Annotated in this window: 21 protein-coding genes; 7 read left to right on the plus strand and 14 right to left on the minus strand. The window is 54.5% G+C overall.

The window, feature by feature from the left end; genetic code table 11:
- Positions 1-11: 11 nt before the first annotated feature.
- Positions 12-1064: a tRNA 2-selenouridine(34) synthase MnmH gene (gene mnmH / locus CYQ09_RS10700; protein WP_106745350.1), complete on the plus strand. Its 1053-nt coding sequence runs from the start codon at positions 12-14 to the stop codon at positions 1062-1064.
- On the opposite strand, the gene selD is transcribed toward mnmH, so the two are convergent.
- The 5 genes from selD to CYQ09_RS10725 are packed head-to-tail and all read right to left on the minus strand — an operon-like array spanning position 1051 to position 7746.
- A complete protein-coding gene (selD, locus tag CYQ09_RS10705) occupies positions 1051-3147 on the minus strand; it encodes a selenide, water dikinase SelD (protein WP_106745351.1) in 2097 nt (698 codons plus the stop codon). The genes mnmH and selD overlap by 14 nt on opposite strands.
- Complete coding sequence (locus CYQ09_RS10710; RefSeq protein WP_106745352.1) at positions 3144-3701, minus strand: pyridoxamine 5'-phosphate oxidase family protein; 558 nt, start codon at positions 3699-3701, stop codon at positions 3144-3146. The genes selD and CYQ09_RS10710 overlap by 4 nt, the downstream gene beginning before the upstream one ends.
- Positions 3694-4719 carry a lipocalin-like domain-containing protein gene (locus CYQ09_RS10715; protein WP_106745353.1) on the minus strand — a complete coding sequence of 342 codons (1026 nt, stop codon included), beginning with the start codon at positions 4717-4719 and terminating at the stop codon, positions 3694-3696. Before CYQ09_RS10715 ends, CYQ09_RS10710 begins: the two co-directional genes overlap by 8 nt.
- Entirely contained in the window at positions 4709-7093 is a 2385-nt protein-coding gene (locus tag CYQ09_RS10720) for an FtsX-like permease family protein (protein ID WP_106745354.1), read from the minus strand. Before CYQ09_RS10720 ends, CYQ09_RS10715 begins: the two co-directional genes overlap by 11 nt.
- Positions 7090-7746, minus strand: coding sequence for an ABC transporter ATP-binding protein (locus CYQ09_RS10725; protein ID WP_106745504.1), 657 nt, complete (start codon positions 7744-7746; stop codon positions 7090-7092). The genes CYQ09_RS10720 and CYQ09_RS10725 overlap by 4 nt, the downstream gene beginning before the upstream one ends.
- 160 nt (positions 7747-7906) lie before the next feature.
- Between CYQ09_RS10725 and CYQ09_RS10730 the strand changes: the two genes are divergently transcribed.
- The gene (locus CYQ09_RS10730) at positions 7907-9082 is read left to right on the plus strand and encodes an acetyl-CoA C-acyltransferase family protein (protein WP_106745355.1); all 1176 of its coding nucleotides are present in this window, start codon (positions 7907-7909) and stop codon (positions 9080-9082) included.
- A 55-nt stretch (positions 9083-9137) separates the two neighbouring features.
- On the opposite strand, the gene yaaA is transcribed toward CYQ09_RS10730, so the two are convergent.
- Both yaaA and hspQ read right to left on the minus strand, forming a co-directional pair.
- Complete coding sequence (gene yaaA, locus CYQ09_RS10735; RefSeq protein ID WP_106745356.1) at positions 9138-9911, minus strand: peroxide stress protein YaaA; 774 nt, start codon at positions 9909-9911, stop codon at positions 9138-9140.
- A 59-nt stretch (positions 9912-9970) separates the two neighbouring features.
- Positions 9971-10297 (minus strand): heat shock protein HspQ, encoded by a 327-nt coding sequence (hspQ, locus tag CYQ09_RS10740; RefSeq protein WP_106745357.1) that lies wholly within the window; start codon positions 10295-10297, stop codon positions 9971-9973.
- A 67-nt stretch (positions 10298-10364) separates the two neighbouring features.
- Here hspQ and CYQ09_RS10745 point away from each other — a divergent pair, with 67 nt between their 5' ends.
- Together CYQ09_RS10745 and CYQ09_RS10750 are read left to right on the plus strand one after the other, a co-directional pair.
- On the plus strand, positions 10365-11246 hold the full coding sequence (locus CYQ09_RS10745) for an AEC family transporter (protein ID WP_106745358.1): 882 nt from the start codon (positions 10365-10367) through the stop codon (positions 11244-11246).
- Positions 11247-11321: 75 nt separating this feature from the next.
- Positions 11322-11909: a transglycosylase SLT domain-containing protein gene (locus CYQ09_RS10750; protein ID WP_106745359.1), complete on the plus strand. Its 588-nt coding sequence runs from the start codon at positions 11322-11324 to the stop codon at positions 11907-11909.
- Positions 11910-11960: 51 nt separating this feature from the next.
- Here the strand turns inward: CYQ09_RS10750 and CYQ09_RS10755 are convergent, their stop codons facing one another.
- The 4 genes from CYQ09_RS10755 to CYQ09_RS10770 all read right to left on the minus strand — a co-directional run bounded on the left by CYQ09_RS10755 (position 11961) and on the right by CYQ09_RS10770 (position 15993).
- Positions 11961-12566 carry a LolA family protein gene (locus tag CYQ09_RS10755; protein ID WP_106745360.1) on the minus strand — a complete coding sequence of 202 codons (606 nt, stop codon included), beginning with the start codon at positions 12564-12566 and terminating at the stop codon, positions 11961-11963.
- Between the two features lie 162 nt (positions 12567-12728).
- Positions 12729-14321, minus strand: a complete 1593-nt coding sequence (locus CYQ09_RS10760; protein WP_106745361.1) for a substrate-binding domain-containing protein — start codon at positions 14319-14321, stop codon at positions 12729-12731.
- Between the two features lie 355 nt (positions 14322-14676).
- On the minus strand, positions 14677-15555 hold the full coding sequence (gene ttcA / locus CYQ09_RS10765) for a tRNA 2-thiocytidine(32) synthetase TtcA (RefSeq protein WP_106745362.1): 879 nt from the start codon (positions 15553-15555) through the stop codon (positions 14677-14679).
- 42 nt (positions 15556-15597) lie between these two features.
- The gene (locus CYQ09_RS10770; protein ID WP_106745363.1) at positions 15598-15993 is read right to left on the minus strand and encodes an MAPEG family protein; all 396 of its coding nucleotides are present in this window, start codon (positions 15991-15993) and stop codon (positions 15598-15600) included.
- A gap of 100 nt (positions 15994-16093) precedes the next feature.
- Between CYQ09_RS10770 and CYQ09_RS10775 the strand changes: the two genes are divergently transcribed.
- Positions 16094-16465 carry a winged helix-turn-helix transcriptional regulator gene (locus CYQ09_RS10775; protein WP_106745364.1) on the plus strand — a complete coding sequence of 124 codons (372 nt, stop codon included), beginning with the start codon at positions 16094-16096 and terminating at the stop codon, positions 16463-16465.
- Here CYQ09_RS10775 and yidD read toward each other — a convergent pair.
- From yidD to rpmH, 3 genes are read right to left on the minus strand one after another with little or no spacing between them, the layout of a single operon-like run.
- The gene (yidD, locus tag CYQ09_RS10780) at positions 16462-16683 is read right to left on the minus strand and encodes a membrane protein insertion efficiency factor YidD (RefSeq protein WP_106745365.1); all 222 of its coding nucleotides are present in this window, start codon (positions 16681-16683) and stop codon (positions 16462-16464) included. The genes CYQ09_RS10775 and yidD overlap by 4 nt on opposite strands.
- Positions 16680-17063, minus strand: a complete 384-nt coding sequence (rnpA, locus tag CYQ09_RS10785; protein ID WP_430383342.1) for a ribonuclease P protein component — start codon at positions 17061-17063, stop codon at positions 16680-16682. Before rnpA ends, yidD begins: the two co-directional genes overlap by 4 nt.
- 22 nt (positions 17064-17085) lie before the next feature.
- On the minus strand, positions 17086-17220 hold the full coding sequence (rpmH, locus tag CYQ09_RS10790; protein WP_008231458.1) for a 50S ribosomal protein L34: 135 nt from the start codon (positions 17218-17220) through the stop codon (positions 17086-17088).
- A gap of 284 nt (positions 17221-17504) precedes the next feature.
- On the opposite strand from rpmH, the gene CYQ09_RS10795 reads away from it, so the two are divergent.
- Positions 17505-18221: a TVP38/TMEM64 family protein gene (locus CYQ09_RS10795; RefSeq protein ID WP_106745367.1), complete on the plus strand. Its 717-nt coding sequence runs from the start codon at positions 17505-17507 to the stop codon at positions 18219-18221.
- A gap of 3 nt (positions 18222-18224) precedes the next feature.
- Positions 18225-19643, plus strand: a complete 1419-nt coding sequence (locus CYQ09_RS10800) for a dihydrolipoyl dehydrogenase family protein (protein ID WP_106745368.1) — start codon at positions 18225-18227, stop codon at positions 19641-19643.
- Position 19644: the final 1 nt, after the last annotated feature.

A 19644-nucleotide genomic window follows, 5' to 3' on the forward strand; every position in this document is an offset into this window, starting at 1 on the left:
ACACGCGTTTCATGCCGATTGAATTTTCGTCACTCACCGCGCTTTTGAACCACGGCTATGACACCGTGATTGATGTGCGTTCACCCGCCGAGTTTGCCGAAGATCACGTTCCGGGTGCTATCAACCTGCCAGCCCTGTCCAATGAACAACGCGCCGAAGTTGGCACGATCTATAAGCAGGTCAGCCCGTTTGACGGCCGCAAAGTTGGTGCGGCAATGGTTGCACGCAATGTTGCGGATCATATCTCGGGACCACTAGCGGACAAAGACGGAAGTTGGCGTCCCTTAGTTTATTGCTGGCGCGGCGGGCAGCGGTCTGGGTCTGTTGCGTCGATCCTGACCCAAATTGGATGGCGGGCCGACACCGTAAAAGGCGGCTACCAAAGCTATCGACGGCTAGTGAACCAATCGGTGTATGACGCGAAACTGCCACATCGTTTTATTCTTTTGGATGGAAACACAGGCACGGCCAAGACCGCCCTTTTACCACGCCTTGCCGCGCGTGGCGCACAAGTACTGGACCTCGAAGGGCTTGCCGCGCATCGGGGATCGCTACTGGGCGCAATGCCCGGCGGGCAACCGTCGCAAAAGGCGTTTGAAACCACGCTTGCGGTGGCTTTGCATGAACTTGATCCAGCCCACCCAGTCGTGGTCGAGGCTGAAAGTAGCAAGATCGGTCGCCTGATCCTTCCGCCATCGCTATGGGTCGCGATGCTGAAAGCCCCACGGATCGTGATCGAAGCCCCGTTGACCGCCCGTGCAGAATTCCTGACGCGCGCATATTCCGATGTTGCAGATAACCCCGACGATATCGAAACGCGGCTAGCGCATCTGCGTCGCGTGCGTGGCCATGCCATCGTGGATAATTGGGTGAACCTGCTGCGTGCCGGTGATTTAACAGCATTCGCAGCGGCACTGATGGTTGATCACTATGATCCAGCCTACACAAAGTCACGCCGCCTAGACGAACGTAAGGTGCTGAGCGTCGTTACAACTGGCACCCTAGATGAAGCAGGCCAAGAACGTTCGGCTGACGCGATATGGGATCAAATCAAACGATTTTGATTGTGTCACCGGTGGTGATTTCACCGATAATCGCTGCTGGATAACCTGCCTTTTTCAGGTCCGCCAAGATTTGTTCTGCGCTTTCGCGACTGACTGCGGCAAGTAACCCACCCGCGGTTTGCGGATCATAAAGCAAATCAAACGATGGCCCTTGGATTTGCCCTGCACCGATTAAGTTGTCGGCAAACAACGATGAACGGGTACCGGTATCGCAAAGCGATTGCGCGCCCGGCATCACCGGAATTTCGTCGCGCTTTAGCACCGCGCCTGTTCCCGACATGTCGCAGATACCACGCAAATGCCCAGCAAGGCCAAAGCCAGTAACGTCCGTCATCGCATGTGCGTCGTGCAAAATTTCTGACGCGCGTGCCTGCCCCTGCATCATCAGTTCTAGACAGCTGATCACATCTGCGCCCTTGGCCTTCCCAGCCATTTCAGCGGCCATGATCGTGCCGCTTCCAATGGGTTTTGTTAGAATGATCGCGTCACCAACCTTGGTCCCTGCCAGCGTGATTGGCGCGTCCGTCAGCCCTGTGATCGTGCATCCGATCGTCAACTCATCACCCAGCGATGAATGTCCGCCTGCGACTTTTGCACCTGCCTTGTTAAGCACTTCCGTAGCCGTTGCCATAATTTCGGAGAGTGTCCGTTCCTGCAATGTGGGCGACATACGCGGAAGGATCAAGCTGACGGTCGCGGCTTGGGGCTTTGCGCCCATCGCCCAGATATCGCCCAGCGCATGGGTCGCGGCGACACAGGTCATCGTGACCGGATCGTTGGTTAACGCTCGCAAGTGATCGGTCGAGATAACCTGCCCTGGCTGTATTTCAGCCGCGTCATCACCGAACTGACCAGCCAATACATTCTGCAACGCCGCCCGCCCGACCTTAGCACCACAACCACCGCACATCGGTTTGTCGCCCAGCGCCTCTGCCATTCCAAGGGACGTTACACGCGGCAGTTTTGGTCCTGCCATCGCAGATAAATCATCGAACTGACGCATGAATTTGCGGTCGATATGATCCTTTAACTGCCAAAGCAGCGGACCTTGCTTTGCGGTCCCAAACTTCTCGGCCAAGGCAGATTTCGCACCAAGTGATATAAGTTTTAGGTAATCCTTTTGCGGCTTATAGGCCGTTAGTTTGCCGCCCGACAGAACGGCCCGCAGGTTTTCAAACAACACTGGTGCTTGGCGAACAGCATAGACCCCAGCTTTTGGGCGGGGATCGAAAGCCAAATGTGCGCAATCGCCAACGGCAAATATGTTTGGATCATTTGATCGAAGGTCAGGGTCAACAGTGATGTACCCATCATGCAGGTCCAAATCGGTGCCCGCGATCCAGTCATGCGCCTTTGCCCCTGCTGCACCGATGGTAAAGTCGCTAGGAATGCGCTGCCCATCTGCAAACAACACACGATCTTTAATAACTTCGACTACCTCGGCGTTTTCGACGGTTTTCACGCCTTGCGTTTCCAGTGCGCCGCGCATTTTACCCCGGGCGGTATCGCCCAGCGCCGAAAGGACTGCTCCGCGATCCAATAGCGTTACATTTGGTGATCGGTCACGCAACGCATGGGCCGTCGCCATGGCAAGCTCTGCCCCCGCGACACCGCCGCCAATAATGACGATTTGCGGGTCTTGGGCCGTGCTGCGGTAACTTTCCCAGCGGCTTGCGAAACTGCCTAGTGGCTTTGCCGGCACCGCATGATCCGTGAATCCCGGCAGTTGCGGCATGTCGGATGTGATCCCGATATCAACTGACAACACATCATATGCGATGGGCGGGCGATCTGGGACGCTCACGGTCTTTGCGATGCGGTCAATGCCATCGGCGGCACCATTAATCAGCCGCGCCCCCGCAAACCGGGCAAGGCGCACCAGATCAATGTCCAATTCATCAAGGCTATAGTGACCAGCAACGAACCCAGGAAGCATACCTGAATAGGGTGCAGTCGGCCCCGGGTTAACAACCGTTACCCGCACCCCCGGCAGCGGATTCATGCCCCACGTCCGCAACACCAATGCGTGAGTATGCCCCCCACCGATCAATACAAGATCTCGCGTAAGGGGCAGGTTCATCATGGTGAGAGCCACTGCCCTGCCCAGTTATTGTCACGCGAAAACAATGCGCGACGATGATCATCCCCCAAATGAACAACGTCGATTTGTGAAATCCTGCAGGTCAACACGGCAAAAGTATCCGGATCAGGTTCCTTTACATAATCAAGCGCGGTATCGATCCCTGAACCCGGCGGTGGCGTCACACCGTAGGACTGCTGCGTATGATCCGGGATCTTGTCCCACAGCAGGCGCGTATCTGCCCCCGAAGCAATCGAAACCTCGGCCTTCATTCGCAATTGCAGGGCTTGTTCACTATCCCAAATATGTAACGAAGCCTTGGGGTTTGCCCGCAAGCTCTGAACCTTCCCCGAGAACAGATCGGTATGCACCGACACTTCGGCACTTGCAGCATCTGCGCTACGCAGCACAACAGTCCGTGCCTCTGGCCAGCCATCAGGTGACACGGTCGCAAAGCTTGGCAGCCGTGCAGGGTGCTGTGGATTGCCGACACCAAGCCTCAGCGTTTGCCACGCCTGTGCATGCAGCCCATCCAAAGTTTCATACCAGTCACTCATAGCCTGTCATCTCTAGGTATCCCCGCCCTTCGTGGCTGCCGGTGACAGTTACGGGCCCTTCCCAATAAGGAACGCTGGTCGTCATCCAAGCATTATCGTTGATTGCTTCGACTGTGACATCAACCCCATGTTCAGGCAACGTGACCTGCCAATCTACCGGGACACCCTGTCCGTTTTGGGCAAGTGGTACCGCGTTGAACGCCCCGTCTGGCATCGGCGTTGAAGTTCCATCTGGTTCGATCCATGTGGCCGATGTAAAATGCGTGCCATCCGTTTGGTTTAACCGAAACCCCATCAGCTTCGCCCCATCATCAAACGACAATGAAAACCAATCCCACCCCGTCTGGTTTGCACCAAGCGGCTGACTGGACCATTCGCGATCTAGCCATGCGATCCCTTCCACGGGGACTTTACCGTCGGGCAGGTTCAACGCGCCTACGATGTCAAAATAGGGCTGCGAATAATAATATGACGCCTGCCCTTCAGCGGATTTGACGGAAAATCCGTTATCCCCATGAAACACAAACGGCCCCTGTGCGATAAGGCCCATATCATAGCTAAAGTCTGCCCCGCTGGCGGACATTTGCATGGTGTTCCAATTGCCCGATAATTCCCAATCGTCGATCCAAGCAGTGAACGGGTCGGCATTGACGCCCGCCTGCCCGATCCCACCACGCCCCAGACGTTCACTCACGTAGTGGGCCGTTGGCGTTGTCACGGCCGCATGCCCCATCCACAGCTGTGGGGTGGTCCACCCGCTGCCACTGTCGGGTGACAGCGCGGACCGGAACAATGTCCATTGCAGGCCGTAATCGGTGCCATCGTCAGATTTTAGGTTAGCCGTCAGATACCACCATTCGATGCGATAATCGTCATGCGCACCGTGGTCGGCTGGAAAATCAAACGGTTTATCGCGCTGCGGAACTGCGAACCCGTCAACAACTGTGCCAAGCCCGGCAAAGCCTTGGGAATGACCCGCAACAGGCAACAGACACAAAAGCAGCGCTTTAACGTTCATTAGAAAACACCTTTAGCAAATCCGCTGGTGGCGTGCGCGCCAAACGCCGGGCTGGCCATAGTGCCGCGAGTGCCGCGGCAAGCAACGCAAACACGCCCAATCGCGCGTAATCAAGCGGGAACAGGTACATCGGCAGCTTCCACCCGAACGCAGCGACATTCACCACAGACAAAAGCGCCCACGCCAGCGCAAGCCCCAGCGGTAAAGCAAACACCGCCGTCAGCATTGCCAGCAACACCGCACGCAGCAGTTCTAGCCGTCCAAGCTGTGCACGCGTCATACCCATCGCCCATGCGGGGGCCAGTTGCGGTACGCGCATTGCCGCAAGGGTCAGCAGGCTCATTAAAATGGCGAAACCAGCGACGGCCAATGTCAGGATATTCAGCGCTGTGGTCACGGTGAAGGTCCGTTCAAAAACCTCAAGAGATAGCGCCTTGATGCCTGCCTGATTAATCACCTGCGCTGCAGATACGTCGGTGTCGCGTGTCAGTTCCGCGACGAAATCCGGGGCCTTTGCCGGGTCGATCCGTAATCCAAACCGATCAGGGGTAATACTGGGGTATAGCGTTTCAAACAGATGTTCGCCGATGATCGCTTGGCCAATCGGGTTGCCATAGTCACCATAAATACCCGCAATAGGCATTTGGCGACCTTGGACTGACACTGGATCGCCTATCGATAAACCAGCCCGCCGCGCAAGCTGTTCATTGATGATGATCGTATCCCCGGCAAAGGTCGTGTCCCAATGCCCCGCCGCACCTTCAAGCATCTTCCAGTTTTCACGATAGGTCGCATGATCGCGCGTGCCGTAAATCTCGGTCGGTTGATCCGCGATCGTGATCTGGGTGAACATGATCGGAAGCACCGCATCAACACGTGGTGTCGCGTATGCAACAAAGGCGGCGGCCTGTGCCGGGTCAGCGGTATTGATGTAAAGTTCAGAGGTCAGCCGCTGTTCCAGAAATCCCGTAAACGTCGTCCGAAAGCTAGAAACCATCGTCGACACACCGACGTTTGCGGCCATCGCCAGCAACAACGCCATCAATGCCAACGATAAGCCCGGCAGCTGTTGCCGCGTGTCTGCCCAAAACCATTGCGATGTGACTGATTTTGCACCGCGACTAGCCAATGCCAGTACGCGGTCCAGCACGAATGGTAACGCCAATGCCGCGCCAACCAGAAGACAAGCCAACAAGGTAAAGCCCGCAATCAACCCTTCGGCGGTGACGCTAAGGATCGCGTAGATCGCCAACAATACGCCTGCCCCCAAGGCTTGCGCCCATGCCCGCCGTCCAGCCGCCATGGCAAGTGCGCGCTGTTGCGCCCCGGCCAAAAGCGGCATGCGCGACAGTTTCCACAACGCGCCTGCAGCCGCCACTGCCGTGCCACCCAACGCGATCGCAAGCCCCGATAACCACCAAGACGGGCGCAATTGCAGCGTTCCAGATACATCCGCGCCGTATAATCCACGCAAGGTCGCCGCGACATCTGGCAACAACAGCGCGGCGATTGCGTAGCCCAAGACCACGCCAACAGCGCCCGCGATGAAAGCGAAGAACATCAGCTCGGCCGCCATCAGCAGTACCAACCGGCGCAACGGCACGCCCAGCGCCCGCAGCGTTCGCACAACGGGACGCCGCTGTTCAAATGCCAAGCCAATCGCGCCATTCACGATGAAGATGCCAACAGCAAATGACAGCAATCCAAAGGCTGTTAGGTTCAGGTGAAAGCTATCCGTAAGCTGTGCCACATCAGTACTGGCTTGTGCCTGTTGCCTGATAAGATCAGGCGCGATCTGCTGTAGGTCTACCTGAGATGCTGGTTGGTTAGGAGCAATCACAAGGCTATCAATTTCGCCCGGTCGCCCTAAAATCTGCTGAGCAATGCCAATATCGGTCACTGCCGTATTGGGTGCTGCATTTTGGGAAATGATGACCTCGAATTCGGGCAGACGGTCAGCGACATCGGCCGATGCAAACATCTGACCTTGGCCAGCTAAGAACCGTTCAACATCAGCGCCATCCGCCATTTCAAGCGCGCCCATACTTCCCGGGGCGGTCAATGGTTCGACCCCAACAATGCGCACGTTATTCAAACGCCCTGTGATGACTGGGCTCACCAACCAACCCGCACGGCGAAGCGCGACATAGGCTTCCAGATCAATCGGTTGACCATCACGGCGCAACAGGCGGTCATACCGCCCCTCGTCCAATGTCGTGGCTGCAGCGGAATAGCTCGCGCGGGCCTCGGCATTAACGGCCTGTACACCGGACCAAAGCGCCGTAGCTAACGCCAGTCCCGCAAGCAATGTGAACAGCTGCAACGGGCTGCGCCACCAATGCGACAGCAGCGCATGAAGCGTTGTTCGGGTCATGCGATTTGACCTGCCCGCAGATGCAAACGACGCTGCATGCGACCGGCTAGGGCTTGGGAATGCGTGACCATCAACAGCCCGGCACCAGTTTCGGCAACCAATTCAAGGATCAGGTCCATCACAATGCTGGCAGTTTCTTCGTCCAAGTTTCCGGTCGGCTCATCGGCAAGTACCAGCTGCGGCTTGGGCGCAAGCGTGCGCGCAATCGCGACCCGCTGTTGTTGGCCACCTGATAATTGTTCGGGGTATTTGTTCAGCTGCGCGGTCAATCCCATCCGATCGGCAAGCGTCTGCGCCCATATTGGGTCAAAGCGACCAGCCAGACGCGCCTGAAAGGCGATATTATCGACAACCTTCAGGCTTGGGATTAGGTTAAACTGCTGGAAAACAACACCAACGGTACCCCGCCGCAATTCTGCACGACCATTGTCATCAAGTGCCGCAATATCGGTGCCGTTTAAAATGATGCGCCCCTGATCTGGGGTATCCAGCCCACCGATCAGATGCAAAAGCGTGCTTTTACCGCTGCCGGATTCCCCGGTAAGTGCAAGGGTTTCACCCGCGTTTAGCTGCAAACCCACGCCACGCAAAACTTCGAACGGGCCGTCGGCAGTGGCATAAGTTTTCTGAACATTCTCAACAGTAAGTAACATATTCCCTCGCGCGTTGAACATGACTTAGCATAGGTCAACGCAAAGGGAACGGTGCTGCGGCGTTTAGGCGCTTATCCTTGATACGCATTCTGACCCCACGTTCTTATGGCCGAGACAAAGCAGCCCTGTAAGTTACCACCAAATCATTCGGGAGGCTTCAATGACTGAAATCGTAATTCTTGGCGGCGCACGTACTGCTATTGGCACTTTTGGTGGATCGTTGGCGGGTACACCGCCGATTGATCTTGGTACTGTTGTGGCAAAGTCTGCAATGGAACGTGCTGGCGTTTCAGGCGACCAAATCGGCCACGTTGCATTTGGGCATGTGATCAACACTGAACCGCGCGACATGTACCTTAGCCGTGTTGCCGCGATGAATGCGGGCGTTCCTGACACGACCCCGGCGATGAACGTGAACCGCCTTTGCGGGTCGGGCATTCAGGCGATTGTATCTGTTGTGCAGTCGCTGATATTGGGTGATGCGCAGTTCGGCCTTGCTGGCGGTGCAGAAAACATGAGCCGCTCACCTTACATCCTTTCTGATGCCCGCTGGGGCGCAAAGATGGGTGACATTAAATCCCAAGATATGATGCTTGGTGCGCTTAACTGCCCGTTTGGAACAGGCCACATGGGCGTGACCGCAGAAAATGTCGCGGCAGAGCATGGGATCACTCGCGAAGACCAAGATGCATTCGCGATGCTTAGCCAAGAACGGGCAGCAGCGGCGATCGAAGGCGGTTACTTTGATAGTCAAATCGCGCCGGTACAGGTGCGGGTCAAACGCGACACGGTTGATTTCGTACGCGACGAACACCCAAAGGCCAGCACGATGGAAAAGCTGGGCGGCCTTCGCCCCGTGTTCCAAAAAGACGGGACGGTTACTGCGGGCAACGCATCTGGCCTGAACGATGGTGCAGCGGCTGTGGTTCTGGCAACGGCTGATGCCGCAGCAAAGGCCGGGCTGACGCCCAAATTCCGCGTTCTTGGTTACGGTCACGCGGGTGTGCGGCCCGATGTCATGGGCATCGGCCCCGTTCCGGCTGTCCGCAACCTGCTTGAAAAAACGGGTCTGTCCGCTAGCGACTTCGACGTGATCGAATCGAACGAGGCATTCGCATCGCAAGCCTTGGCCGTCAGCAAAGAGCTTGGGTTCGACCCCGCACGCGTAAACCCAAACGGCGGCGCAATCGCGCTGGGCCACCCTGTTGGCGCAACTGGTGCGATCATCACCGTCAAAACCATGTACGAACTAGAGCGGACAGGCGGCAAACGCGGTCTGATCACAATGTGCATCGGTGGCGGTCAGGGGATCGCACTGGCGATTGAGCGTATCTGATCTAGCACTCCAGATCTAAAGATAGCCGCGCGTTCTGCTGGACGCGCAGCTTTTCTTATTTCGTGGGATAGTCCCGCACGAACACCCACTTATCGCCTTCGGAAAGGTCGGGGTCATAGGCATAGCCGCCACTGCTGAAGCCTTTGATATCTTCAGGGTCGGTTAGCCGGTTCTCAACAACGTAACGCGCCATTGCTCCACGCGCGCGCTTGGCGAAAAAGCTGACGATGCGCGGCTTGTCGTCCTTGACTTCCATGAACTGTGGCGTGATCACGCGCAGCTTCAGCGCATCCAGATCAACCGCGCCAAAGTATTCTTGGCTGGCACAATTCACCAGCACTTGGGCATCTACCTCGGCAGCTTGGGCATTCAGCGCCTTGGCAATGATATCGCCCCAATAGTCGTACAACGATTTACCACGCCGGGTTTTCAGCTTGCTACCCATCTCCAAACGGTAGGGCTGCATCGCATCCAGTGGGCGCAACAGGCCATAAAGACCCGATAGGATGCGCAGGTGGTCCTGCGCCCAGATCATGTCATCCTCGGACAATGTCTTGGCCTCTAGTCCTTGATAGGTATCGCCATTGAATGCCAATGCTGCAGGTTTGACCGCATCAGCGCTGGGTTCTGCGGCGAACGCTTTAAAGCGGTCCCTATTCAGGCGGGCCAGATCGTCGGACAAATGCATCAGCTTTTTCAGCTCGGCCAAGGTCAGGTTGCGCGCAGTTTTTGACAAACGCACGGCGTCTTCCTGAAACGCGGGCTGCGTGGGGATGATCCCAACCGGTTCCATATCAAGAGCTTTGGCAGGGGATACAACGACAAGCATGACAATCTTCCTTACGACTTATCGGGAGATGTAACACGCGGGGCCGCGGTGACCAGTCCTTAGTTCAGTTGAACCTGCAACGGATAATGCCCGTTCTCAAACGGACCAAAGAAATCATCCACATCGGGGTGATCAACCGGTTCGCCAGAATAGTCAGCAACCAAATTTTGCTCGGACACATAAGCCACATAGAAGCTTTGGTCATTTTCAGCGAGCAGATGATAAAACGGCTGATTCTTCTTTGGACGGCTATCTTCTGGGATCGCATTGTACCATGCGTCAGTGTTCGAAAACATCGGATCTACATCAAAAACCACTCCACGAAAGGGGTGCTGCCGATGCCGGACAACTTGGCCTAGATGATATTTTGCGCGCGTCTTGAACATAGTTTGAATATATGGCCCATAGATGGCTAAAGTCCACGGGGCGCGACACGTTTTAAGGAAACAGTCTGTGAATATGATTTTATCCGTGCTCAACATTACAGCACCCGTTTTTCTATTGGCTGCGGTCGGTTTTACGTGGGTCAAATTAGGGTTCGAGTACCGTGTAGAATTCGTCACCCGGCTAACCATGACCCTTTCGGTTCCATGTCTTATCTTCGTCGCACTAATGAAAACCAAGATCGAACCCGAAGCGCTCGCGGCGCTGACCCTTGCCTCTTTGGTGGCGTATATCATTGTAATGGCGGCCAGTTTCGCGCTGGTTAAGCTGGCAAAGCTGGACATTCGCACATTTTTGGCGCCATTAGTATTTGGGAATACCGGGAACCTTGGACTGCCATTAGCACTGTTTGCATTCGGAGAAGACGGCTTCGGCTATGCCGTCGTTGTATTCGCAGTCATGGCGATCATGTCATTTACCATTGGCGTATGGATCGTTTCCGGTGGTGGATCACTGAAACGTGTTGTCCAAGAGCCGTTGGTGGGTGCCACTCTTTTAGGCGCTTTATTCCTTTGGCAGGGCTGGGAAACCCCAATAGTCTTGACCAATACGCTAGAGCTGATCGGGCAAATGGCGATTCCAATCATGCTCATTACGCTTGGCGTTGCTGTCGCCCGCCTAGAAACCAAAGCGATGACGCAAGCGATGTGGTTATCAGTGGTGAAGGTCATTATTTGCGTTGCAGCATCATTGGCCGCGGCCAATTGGTTTGGATTGGATCCAGTGCCAACTGCGGTCTTGATCGTGCAGATTGCGACCCCCGTCGCGGTCACATCATATCTGCTGGCCGAGAAATATGGCGCGGACGCACAGCCGGTTGCTGGACTCGTTGTCGCCTCGACCTTGCTGTCAGTGGTCTATTTGCCGCTTATCCTTGCTTTTGTGATCTAATCAGGCTGCCTTTGGGATTTGCAGATCAGCTCGAACACGCTATCGTGTAAAAAAAACAAAATAAGCGAGAGGCAAATGAGCAGTTTCTTTCGCGCTATGGCACTTATGCTTGTTCTGGGCAGCTGTGGAGGATCGAGTCATAACTCGGCCCCGCGAAACCTAGACGATGCATGTAGCATTGTGTCCGAGCGCCCAGAGTATTTACGCGCTTTCCGCGCCGTTGAACGCAAATACGGTGTGCCTGTGCCATCATTGATGGCGATCATCTATCAGGAAAGCAAATTCATCAGTAACAACCGTCCGCCCCATCGCTATGCGCTGGGTGTAATCCCTGTTGGCCGACAATCGTCTGCTGTTGGCTATAGTCAAGCGTTAGATGCGACTTGGCGTGAATACCAAGATTCAGCAGGTGGATCACGCGCGAATCGTCAAAATATCCGTGATGCCACAGATTTCATGGGCTGGTACATGGTCCAAACCGTCGATGAGACAGGCGTTCCAATTCACGATACCCGCAACCAGTATCTTGCCTACCACGATGGCCGTAGCGGATACATGCGTGGCACATGGCGTTCAAAAAGCTGGTTAATCCGCGTCGCAGGAGAAGTCGAAGCCCGTGCAGTTATGTACGACGTTCAGTTACGATCCTGTCGGAAACGATAACGAAAAAAGGCGGCCTTCGCGGGCCGCCTTTTCTTTGTTTTTCATACAACGTTAGTTGCTGCGATTGCGTGTCTCAGCTTGAATGTTAAACAACACATCACGCACGCGACCGCCCTTAGTTAGATCATTTAAGATAACGGTCGTCGGCGTGCCAAGATCATCCGTGACAATCCACTGGCGCAACTCAACTGGGTTCGCAGTAAAGACAAGTTGGATATTGCCATATTCAGGGTGATCCGGATCCTGCGCGGTCACAGTGGTTGTTGTGCCGTCAGACACAACCCCAGTCACCATATCAGCCTGATCAAGGTTTACGTTTTCACGTAAAATTATCCCAAGAGGTGTCTGGTTCAGCGGATAACGGTCTGGGCCAGCGTTTGACCTTGGGTCAAATATAGCGAGCGACCCGCCGCCGCCAACAACCAATGTGTCATCCGGCGCGTTGTATTCAAACCGGATGCGTCCGGGGCGCTTGATATAGATTTGCCCCGTAGAAAGCGTTCCGTCTTGATTAATCTGTGTAAAGCCACCCTGCGCGGTTTGCAGTTGATTTAAATACTGCGAAATCTGCGCAAGACTAAGCTGTTGGGCAGAAGCAGAGCCTGCATAAAGGGCAAGGCCCAAGGCGAGGACGGTATATAGGATACGTTTTATCATGTTCTTTACCTATGTGTTCGGGCTGAAACTTCCAGCCTAAGATAGGATAAAGACAGCATTTATCATAATGCTAGGCGATATCACGCCCGATGTATTCCAATAACAGCGCCCCCAAGAACAAGTCAAAGGGGCGCCGTCATTGTCAAAGTCATCTGACGAAAACTACTTGACCCAGATCTCAACCCGGCTGGTGTTTGCATTCTCGACTTGTCCATCAAAACATGTCGCCGGCGAAATCCCACCAAAGCCGACTGAGGTCAGCGTCACATTGTTCGCCGCAATCGCAGCAGGTGCATATCGCATAAAGGCCCCAAGCATTTCTTCTGCTGATGCGGCCGACGCTGACAATGCGGCATCGGCGCCAATCGCATTATCACTAAACCCAACGAACATCACTTCTCGACCGGTCATTTCGGAACCAGCGATTGCAACTTTGAGGCTTTCAAACATGGCCCTATTCCATCCACCTTCGATGCCACTTGTCGCGCCGCCAATCATGGTCGGCGAAAGACGTTCTGCCTCGAACAAACGCTGGAACATTTGCGCTGCTGCTAAACGTTCATTTTCTTCGAATGCACCACCTAATAGCCGGTTCAAGCGGCGGTTCTTTTCAGCTTCATCCTGCGCCGCTGCGGTAAGATTGTTGAAACCTTCTGCTGCGATCAACCGCTGTGCTGTCGTCCCAGCCGCAAAATCAAACATACCCGACAAAAGCGTCGTTTCAGGCACGGTATCGAAACTGATCATCAAAGGCCGGATCAGCGGGTAGTCACCAGAGATAACATTGAAGTCGCTCAATTCCACGGGCGCATCACATTCGCCAGAAACGGCAAGGGTGATACTGTCGTCTGCATCCTCAACGCTCACAATGCTGATTGCACCTGCAAATTGATTGACCGACGACGCGATACTAATGCCGTCTGCCATTGTCAGAACGTTACTTGCGATACTTTTGCCCGCGGGCTCCATTACCAATTTCATAAGCTCAGCGCGAACAGTCGAGTTCGTAGGCAACTGCAATGGTAATATCGGTAGATCCGGCCCGCCCAGTTCTGACCAGTTTTTAATCTCTCCGGCATATATGCCTGCCAGTTCCGTCATCGAGACACCATCAACGTCCACTCCGGGGGCAGCGATGACAGCAAAAGCACGAACACCCAACAGCTGATCGCTTAGACCACCTGCAACGGCCCAATCAACTGGAGTATCGTAAGATGCAGGTGCTGACCCTTTGATCGCAACGGCGCTTACAACGGCGTTGGATGGCTCTCCATCCTGCGCAACTTGAAGCGTCGCTAATTCATTCGATGCCGGGTTATCCATGGTAATGCGACCGCTGGACGTAACATCAATTGTGGCTTCCGATTGCCCTGTCAGCGCATATGCCCCCACAACACTATTATAAATCGTGTCAAAGATAGGCGCTGTAAAGCTCACGACGAATTCATCTGTTCCACCAACAGGTGCGACCTCGCTTTGAATTACGACTCCTTGAAAGGCGGCTGCAGTAAGCCCAAAGTTGTTGCTGGAGATCACCTGATCACATCCAGCGCCATAACATACCACCTGAGACGCAGGCACGCTTACGCGCCCTACCGAAGTCTCGACGGACACCATAGTTCCATTATAGTCAACAATTTCTCCGTCGACGCTAATAAAACCATCAATCGACCGAAGCTCTACGGGTTCTGCAAACAATGCGGCAGGCGCTACAGCGCACATAAGGGTCGCTGTAATATTTTTAATCGTGATCATTCATAGCTCCGTGACCATTCGTTTAACGAGAGAGGTGAGACTCGTGACTTATTCTGATCAACGCCGCTGGCAAAACTTTGATGATCAACCCCCTGGAACACAAACGGTGCTGGCACTAACAACTATCACTTAGCCTTGCTTAGATACTTGATACCCGCGGATTTTCGCCGACACAACTGTGCGGACGGACGCTTGCGCCAAAACTATGTGCAATAGCCACAAAAATACGTGAATGCTGCAGGTGCGAATTCAGCCCACCGCTCCGTTCATGCCTGAATTTTACTCACAAAGGTAAACGCATGGCGCTGTTTAGCGCATAAACAAAAGCCGCGCACCTCATACGAAGGTGTTGATTCTACTCAGATTGCGCATCCCTGGACGCAAGGTTACCAAGCGTCAACCCAGTGAAATCAAACAATTTCGGATCCAACAAGTGCGATGGTCGCGCATTCATCAACGACCGGAACATGACTTGCCGCCGACCGGGGCTATTCTTTTCCCAACCATCCAGAATTTGTTTTACTTGCTGACGCTGTAGCCCGTCTTGCGAGCCACACAGGTCACACGGAATGATGGGATAGTTCATCGCATTGGCAAATTTTTCGCAATCGACCTCGGCCACATGCGCAAGAGGGCGATAGAGGAACAAATCACCTTCTTCGTTCACCAGCTTTGGCGGCATTGTCGCCAAACGACCGCCGTGGAACAAGTTCATGAAAAAGGTTTCAAGGATGTCATCGCGGTGATGACCCAAGACCACGGCAGAACACCCTTCCTCACGCGCGATCCGGTACAGATTGCCGCGGCGCAATCGCGAACAAAGCGCGCAGAACGTGCGACCGGCAGGTACCTTGTCCATCACGATAGAATAGGTGTCTTGATATTCGATCCGATGCGGTACGCCCATCTTTTCGAGGAACTCGGGCAATACCGTCGCCGGAAATCCGGGCTGCCCCTGATCTAGGTTACAGGCCACCAGCTCAACCGGCAGCAACCCGCGCCATTTCAGTTCATAAAGAATGGCCAACAGCGTGTAGCTGTCTTTGCCGCCAGAAAGACAGACCAGCCATCGCACCGGAGGTGCGTCAGGATCGCGGGCATCGCGTTCGATCATGCCGTACTGCTCTATCGCCTCGCGCACATTCTGCACGATGCGTTTACGTAACTTTTTGAACTCGGTGGTTTTGGGCGCACCGTAGAACAGCGGGTGGATATCGTCGGCTTCATCTAGCATAGGGGTCCTATGCCAGATGATGCGGTGCAATCCAATCTTTTGTTAACGGCTCAAGGCACTGATTGCTTCGAAATATGTCACGATAATTGAAGCGATCCCCGCGACCCAAAAACCCGACCGAATGCGGCTTGCACCAACCCAATATGCCGCGAGGAAGCCACCCCGCGCGATCAAATAGACCAACGCCGCTGTTGCTGTTATCTTCGTTTGCCCTGACAAGACCACTACAACTAAGGCCGCAGGTACATACATCGCAGACGATTCCACCGTATTTCGCAATGCCCGTCCGGACCGCCCTGCAAACCCATCGCTAGACAGCGGCTGCGACCGATCCGACATCACAAAGCCTACACCATTACTGCGCGCAGTATACAAGTGCTGCCCGAATGCCGCGACAAATGTCAGCGCCCCGATCCCCAATATTGCGATAAGTTCCATGCTTCACCTCCAGTTACTTTCGAATCGAAAGCTACCATGCGAGCAGTAACTTTCAAATTGAAAGTTTGATTCAGCCATTGCTCGGGTGTAGAATTAAGGCATGAAAACAGATCACCGTAGCCCCTGCCCTATCTCTAGCTTCCTTGATTTATGGGGTGACCGCTGGACGCTGATCATCATCCGCGACATGCTGGTTGGAAAACGGCGGTTCAGTGATCTTGAGGCCGGAAACGAACGGGTGCCAGCCAGTATTCTTGCAAACAGAATGAAACAACTAACCGAACTTGGCGTTGCCAAGCGTGTTCAGTATTCCGAACGCCCACCTCGTTTTGAATATCACCTGACAGATAAGGGCAAAGCGCTCAGGCCTGTCCTTATTGCGATGAGCGACTGGTCAGAGCAAAACTTGGATGACAGATGGCACACGCCCGATTGGTTCCGCGAAGGACGCAGCGCGCCCGGCAGAGATTAATCAGGTACGTTGTCTACGCCGCCATCGGCCCAAGGGTGGCATCGACCGATCCGGCGAATGGTCAGCCAGCTTCCCTTAATTGCGCCGTGTTTTTCTAGCGCCTCAAGTGAATAGACCGAACAAGTCGGGTGGAAACGGCAGCTATTCCCGATCCATGGCGACAATACCAAACGATATGCGCGAACGGGCAATGAAACGACGTAAGCCAAGGGGGTCATGCGTGCACCTTTTTCAACGCGCGGCGTAAATCCGCGATCAACGTATCAAAAGGTAGGGTCGCGGTCACATCTTTACGACCGACCAGCACGTAATCCCAGCCATCAAGCCCCATTTCAGGCAAAACGGCACGGGAAACTTCGCGCAACCTGCGCTTGGCACGGTTACGGGCGACAGCATTGCCGACTTTCTTGGAACAGGTGTACCCAACGCGAATCCCCTCTGCTTCACCCTCAGGCCGTTTACGGGCTTGCAGGTGAATACCGGGGGTGCCTTGGCGACGCGCACTTGACGCACGCACAAAATCCGCACGCTTTTTCAGGACGTGCAAACAAACGGAAACCGCCGGAGTGCCGTCAACAGGCCCAACCGGCGGTTTCAAATCGCTCAAAACGTGCTAACGCTTACGCGCTTAGCTTCGCACGGCCTTTGGCACGGCGATTGTTCAGGATCTTACGGCCAGCTTTAGTAGCCATCCGTGCGCGGAATCCGTGGCGGTTCTTGCGAACCCGGTTTGATGGTTGGAACGTGCGCTTCATCGCGTTCTCTCCGGTTCGAGGCCAAACCCCAGAAGGGATTCGAAGCCGATCAACATTTCAGACCTGTCCTTTAGAGAGGACACCACTGCATGTCAACGCGCGAAGCCCCCTGAAACTGCAACAATTCCAATAAAGTCAGAGTCGCAAATGTTTCAATGATCACAACCAAACCGGTGAAAACTGAAATAACCGTACGTTTCCCATCAACGCGTCGTGATGCGGGTACCGCCTGCCACCATATATGTCCATCTATGGTGCGACACTCTGCCCGATACAGGACGACCATGACCGGCACACACCCTCTGATCCGCAAACTGCCCCTGATCACAATTATTATCGTGGCCGTGATTGGTACGTATCTTTTGCGTGACAAGCTGACATTCGAAGCCTTAGCCGAAAATCGCGAAGCCCTGCTCGCATTTCGTGACAACAACTACCTTGTTACCGTATTGGCGTTCATGGCTGCATATATTGTGATCGTGGCCTTTTCCTTGCCCGGCGCGACCATCGCGACCCTAACCGGAGGCTTTCTGTTTGGCGTCTTTCCCGGTGCATTATTCAACATGACCGCAGCCACAATCGGCGCGACAGGTATCTTCCTTGCGGCGCGCTGGGGATTTGGCGAAGCCCTAAGCCAAAAACTCGATAGCGCTGAAGGCATGGTGAAAAAGGTAAAAGCGGGAATCAACGATAACCAATGGTCAATGCTATTCCTGATGCGCCTTCTTCCGGTCGTCCCCTTCTTTTTAGCTAACCTGATTCCATCGTTCTTGGGCGTCCCACTGCACCGCTTTGTCATTTCTACATTCTTTGGAATCATTCCCGGCGCTGTGATTTACACATCAGTCGGCGCGGGTCTGGGCGAAATATTTGCCAAAGGCGAAGCCCCAAACCTTGGCATCATCTTCGAGCCCGCTATCCTTCTTCCTATCATCGGATTGTCGGCGCTTGCTGCACTTCCCATTGCGATCAAAGCCGTCCGCGGCAAGAAAGGCCTTTAAACAATGAACCGGATCAAAACAGATATCTGCATCATTGGCGCTGGTTCAGGCGGGCTTTCGATTGCGGCGGGTGCGGTTCAGATGGGCGCAAAGGTCGTATTGATCGAAGGCGGCAAAATGGGCGGCGATTGCCTGAATTATGGCTGCGTCCCGTCCAAAGCACTGATCGCATCAGCCAAACAAGCCTATGCAATGTCGCATGGTGCGAATCTGGGCGTTGCAGAAACAAACGCTGTCGTCGATTACGCCGCCGCCAAAGACCACGTTCATGATGTGATCGCCACCATCGCCCCCGTCGATAGTGTCGAACGGTTCGAAGGTTTAGGCGTTCACGTCATCCGAGAATACGGCCGTTTCATTTCCGAAACCGAAGTCCAAGCAGGCGACACGATCATCACCGCGCGGCGTTTTGTCGTGGCAACCGGGTCCGGCCCACTGGTTCCACCAATTCCGGGGCTGGATAGCGTCACTTATTTCACAAATGAAAACATCTTTGATCTGCGCGAAAAGCCCAAGCACCTGATCATTATCGGCGGCGGCCCCATCGGGGTTGAAATGGCACAGGCGCACCGCCGACTTGGCTGTAATGTAACCGTCATCGAAGGCGCAAAAGCGCTAGGTAATGATGACCCAGAGCTTGCTCAAATCGTTCTCGACACACTGCGCGAAGAAGGCGTGAACATCATTGAAGATGCCCAAGCCGAAAAAATCAGCGGCAAAGGTGACACAATTACAGTTCACACAGCCAAGGGCGACTTTACCGGATCGCACCTATTGATGGCCGTTGGGCGCATGGTGAACACGGATAAACTGGACCTTGATAAGGGCGGCATCGAACATGACCGCCGCGGGCTAAAGGTTGGCGATAACCTGCGATCCATCAGCAATAAAAGGGTCTATGCAGCCGGTGACGTCGCGGGTGGGCTGCAATTCACACACGTTGCGGGCTACCATGCGGGCGTTCTTATCCGGTCTATGCTGTTCGGCCTGCCGTCAAAGCAACGCACGGATCACATCCCTTGGGCGACCTACACTGACCCAGAACTGGCGCAAGTCGGGCTAACCGAAGCACAGGCCAAAGAAAAACATGGCGACAAGGTCGAAGTCGTACGATTTGAATTCCACCACAACGACCGCGCAATCGCAGAACGCAAAACCAAAGGCCTGATCAAGGTCATGGTGTTGAAAGGACGCCCAATTGGCGCATCAATCGTGGGACATCAGGCGGGTGAATTAATCGGAATGTGGGCCATGGCAATCGCCAATAATATGAAGATGTCCGCCATCGCGAACACTGTTCTGCCCTACCCCACCATTACTGAGGTTAACAAACGGGCTGCGGGTGCCTATTTTAGCCCAAGACTTTTTGAAAACCCGACGGTCAAACGTGTCGTCGGCTTTGTGCAGCGGTGGTTGCCATAGC

Source organism: Yoonia maritima, from assembly GCF_002933395.1.
Classification (GTDB): domain Bacteria; phylum Pseudomonadota; class Alphaproteobacteria; order Rhodobacterales; family Rhodobacteraceae; genus Yoonia; species Yoonia maritima_A.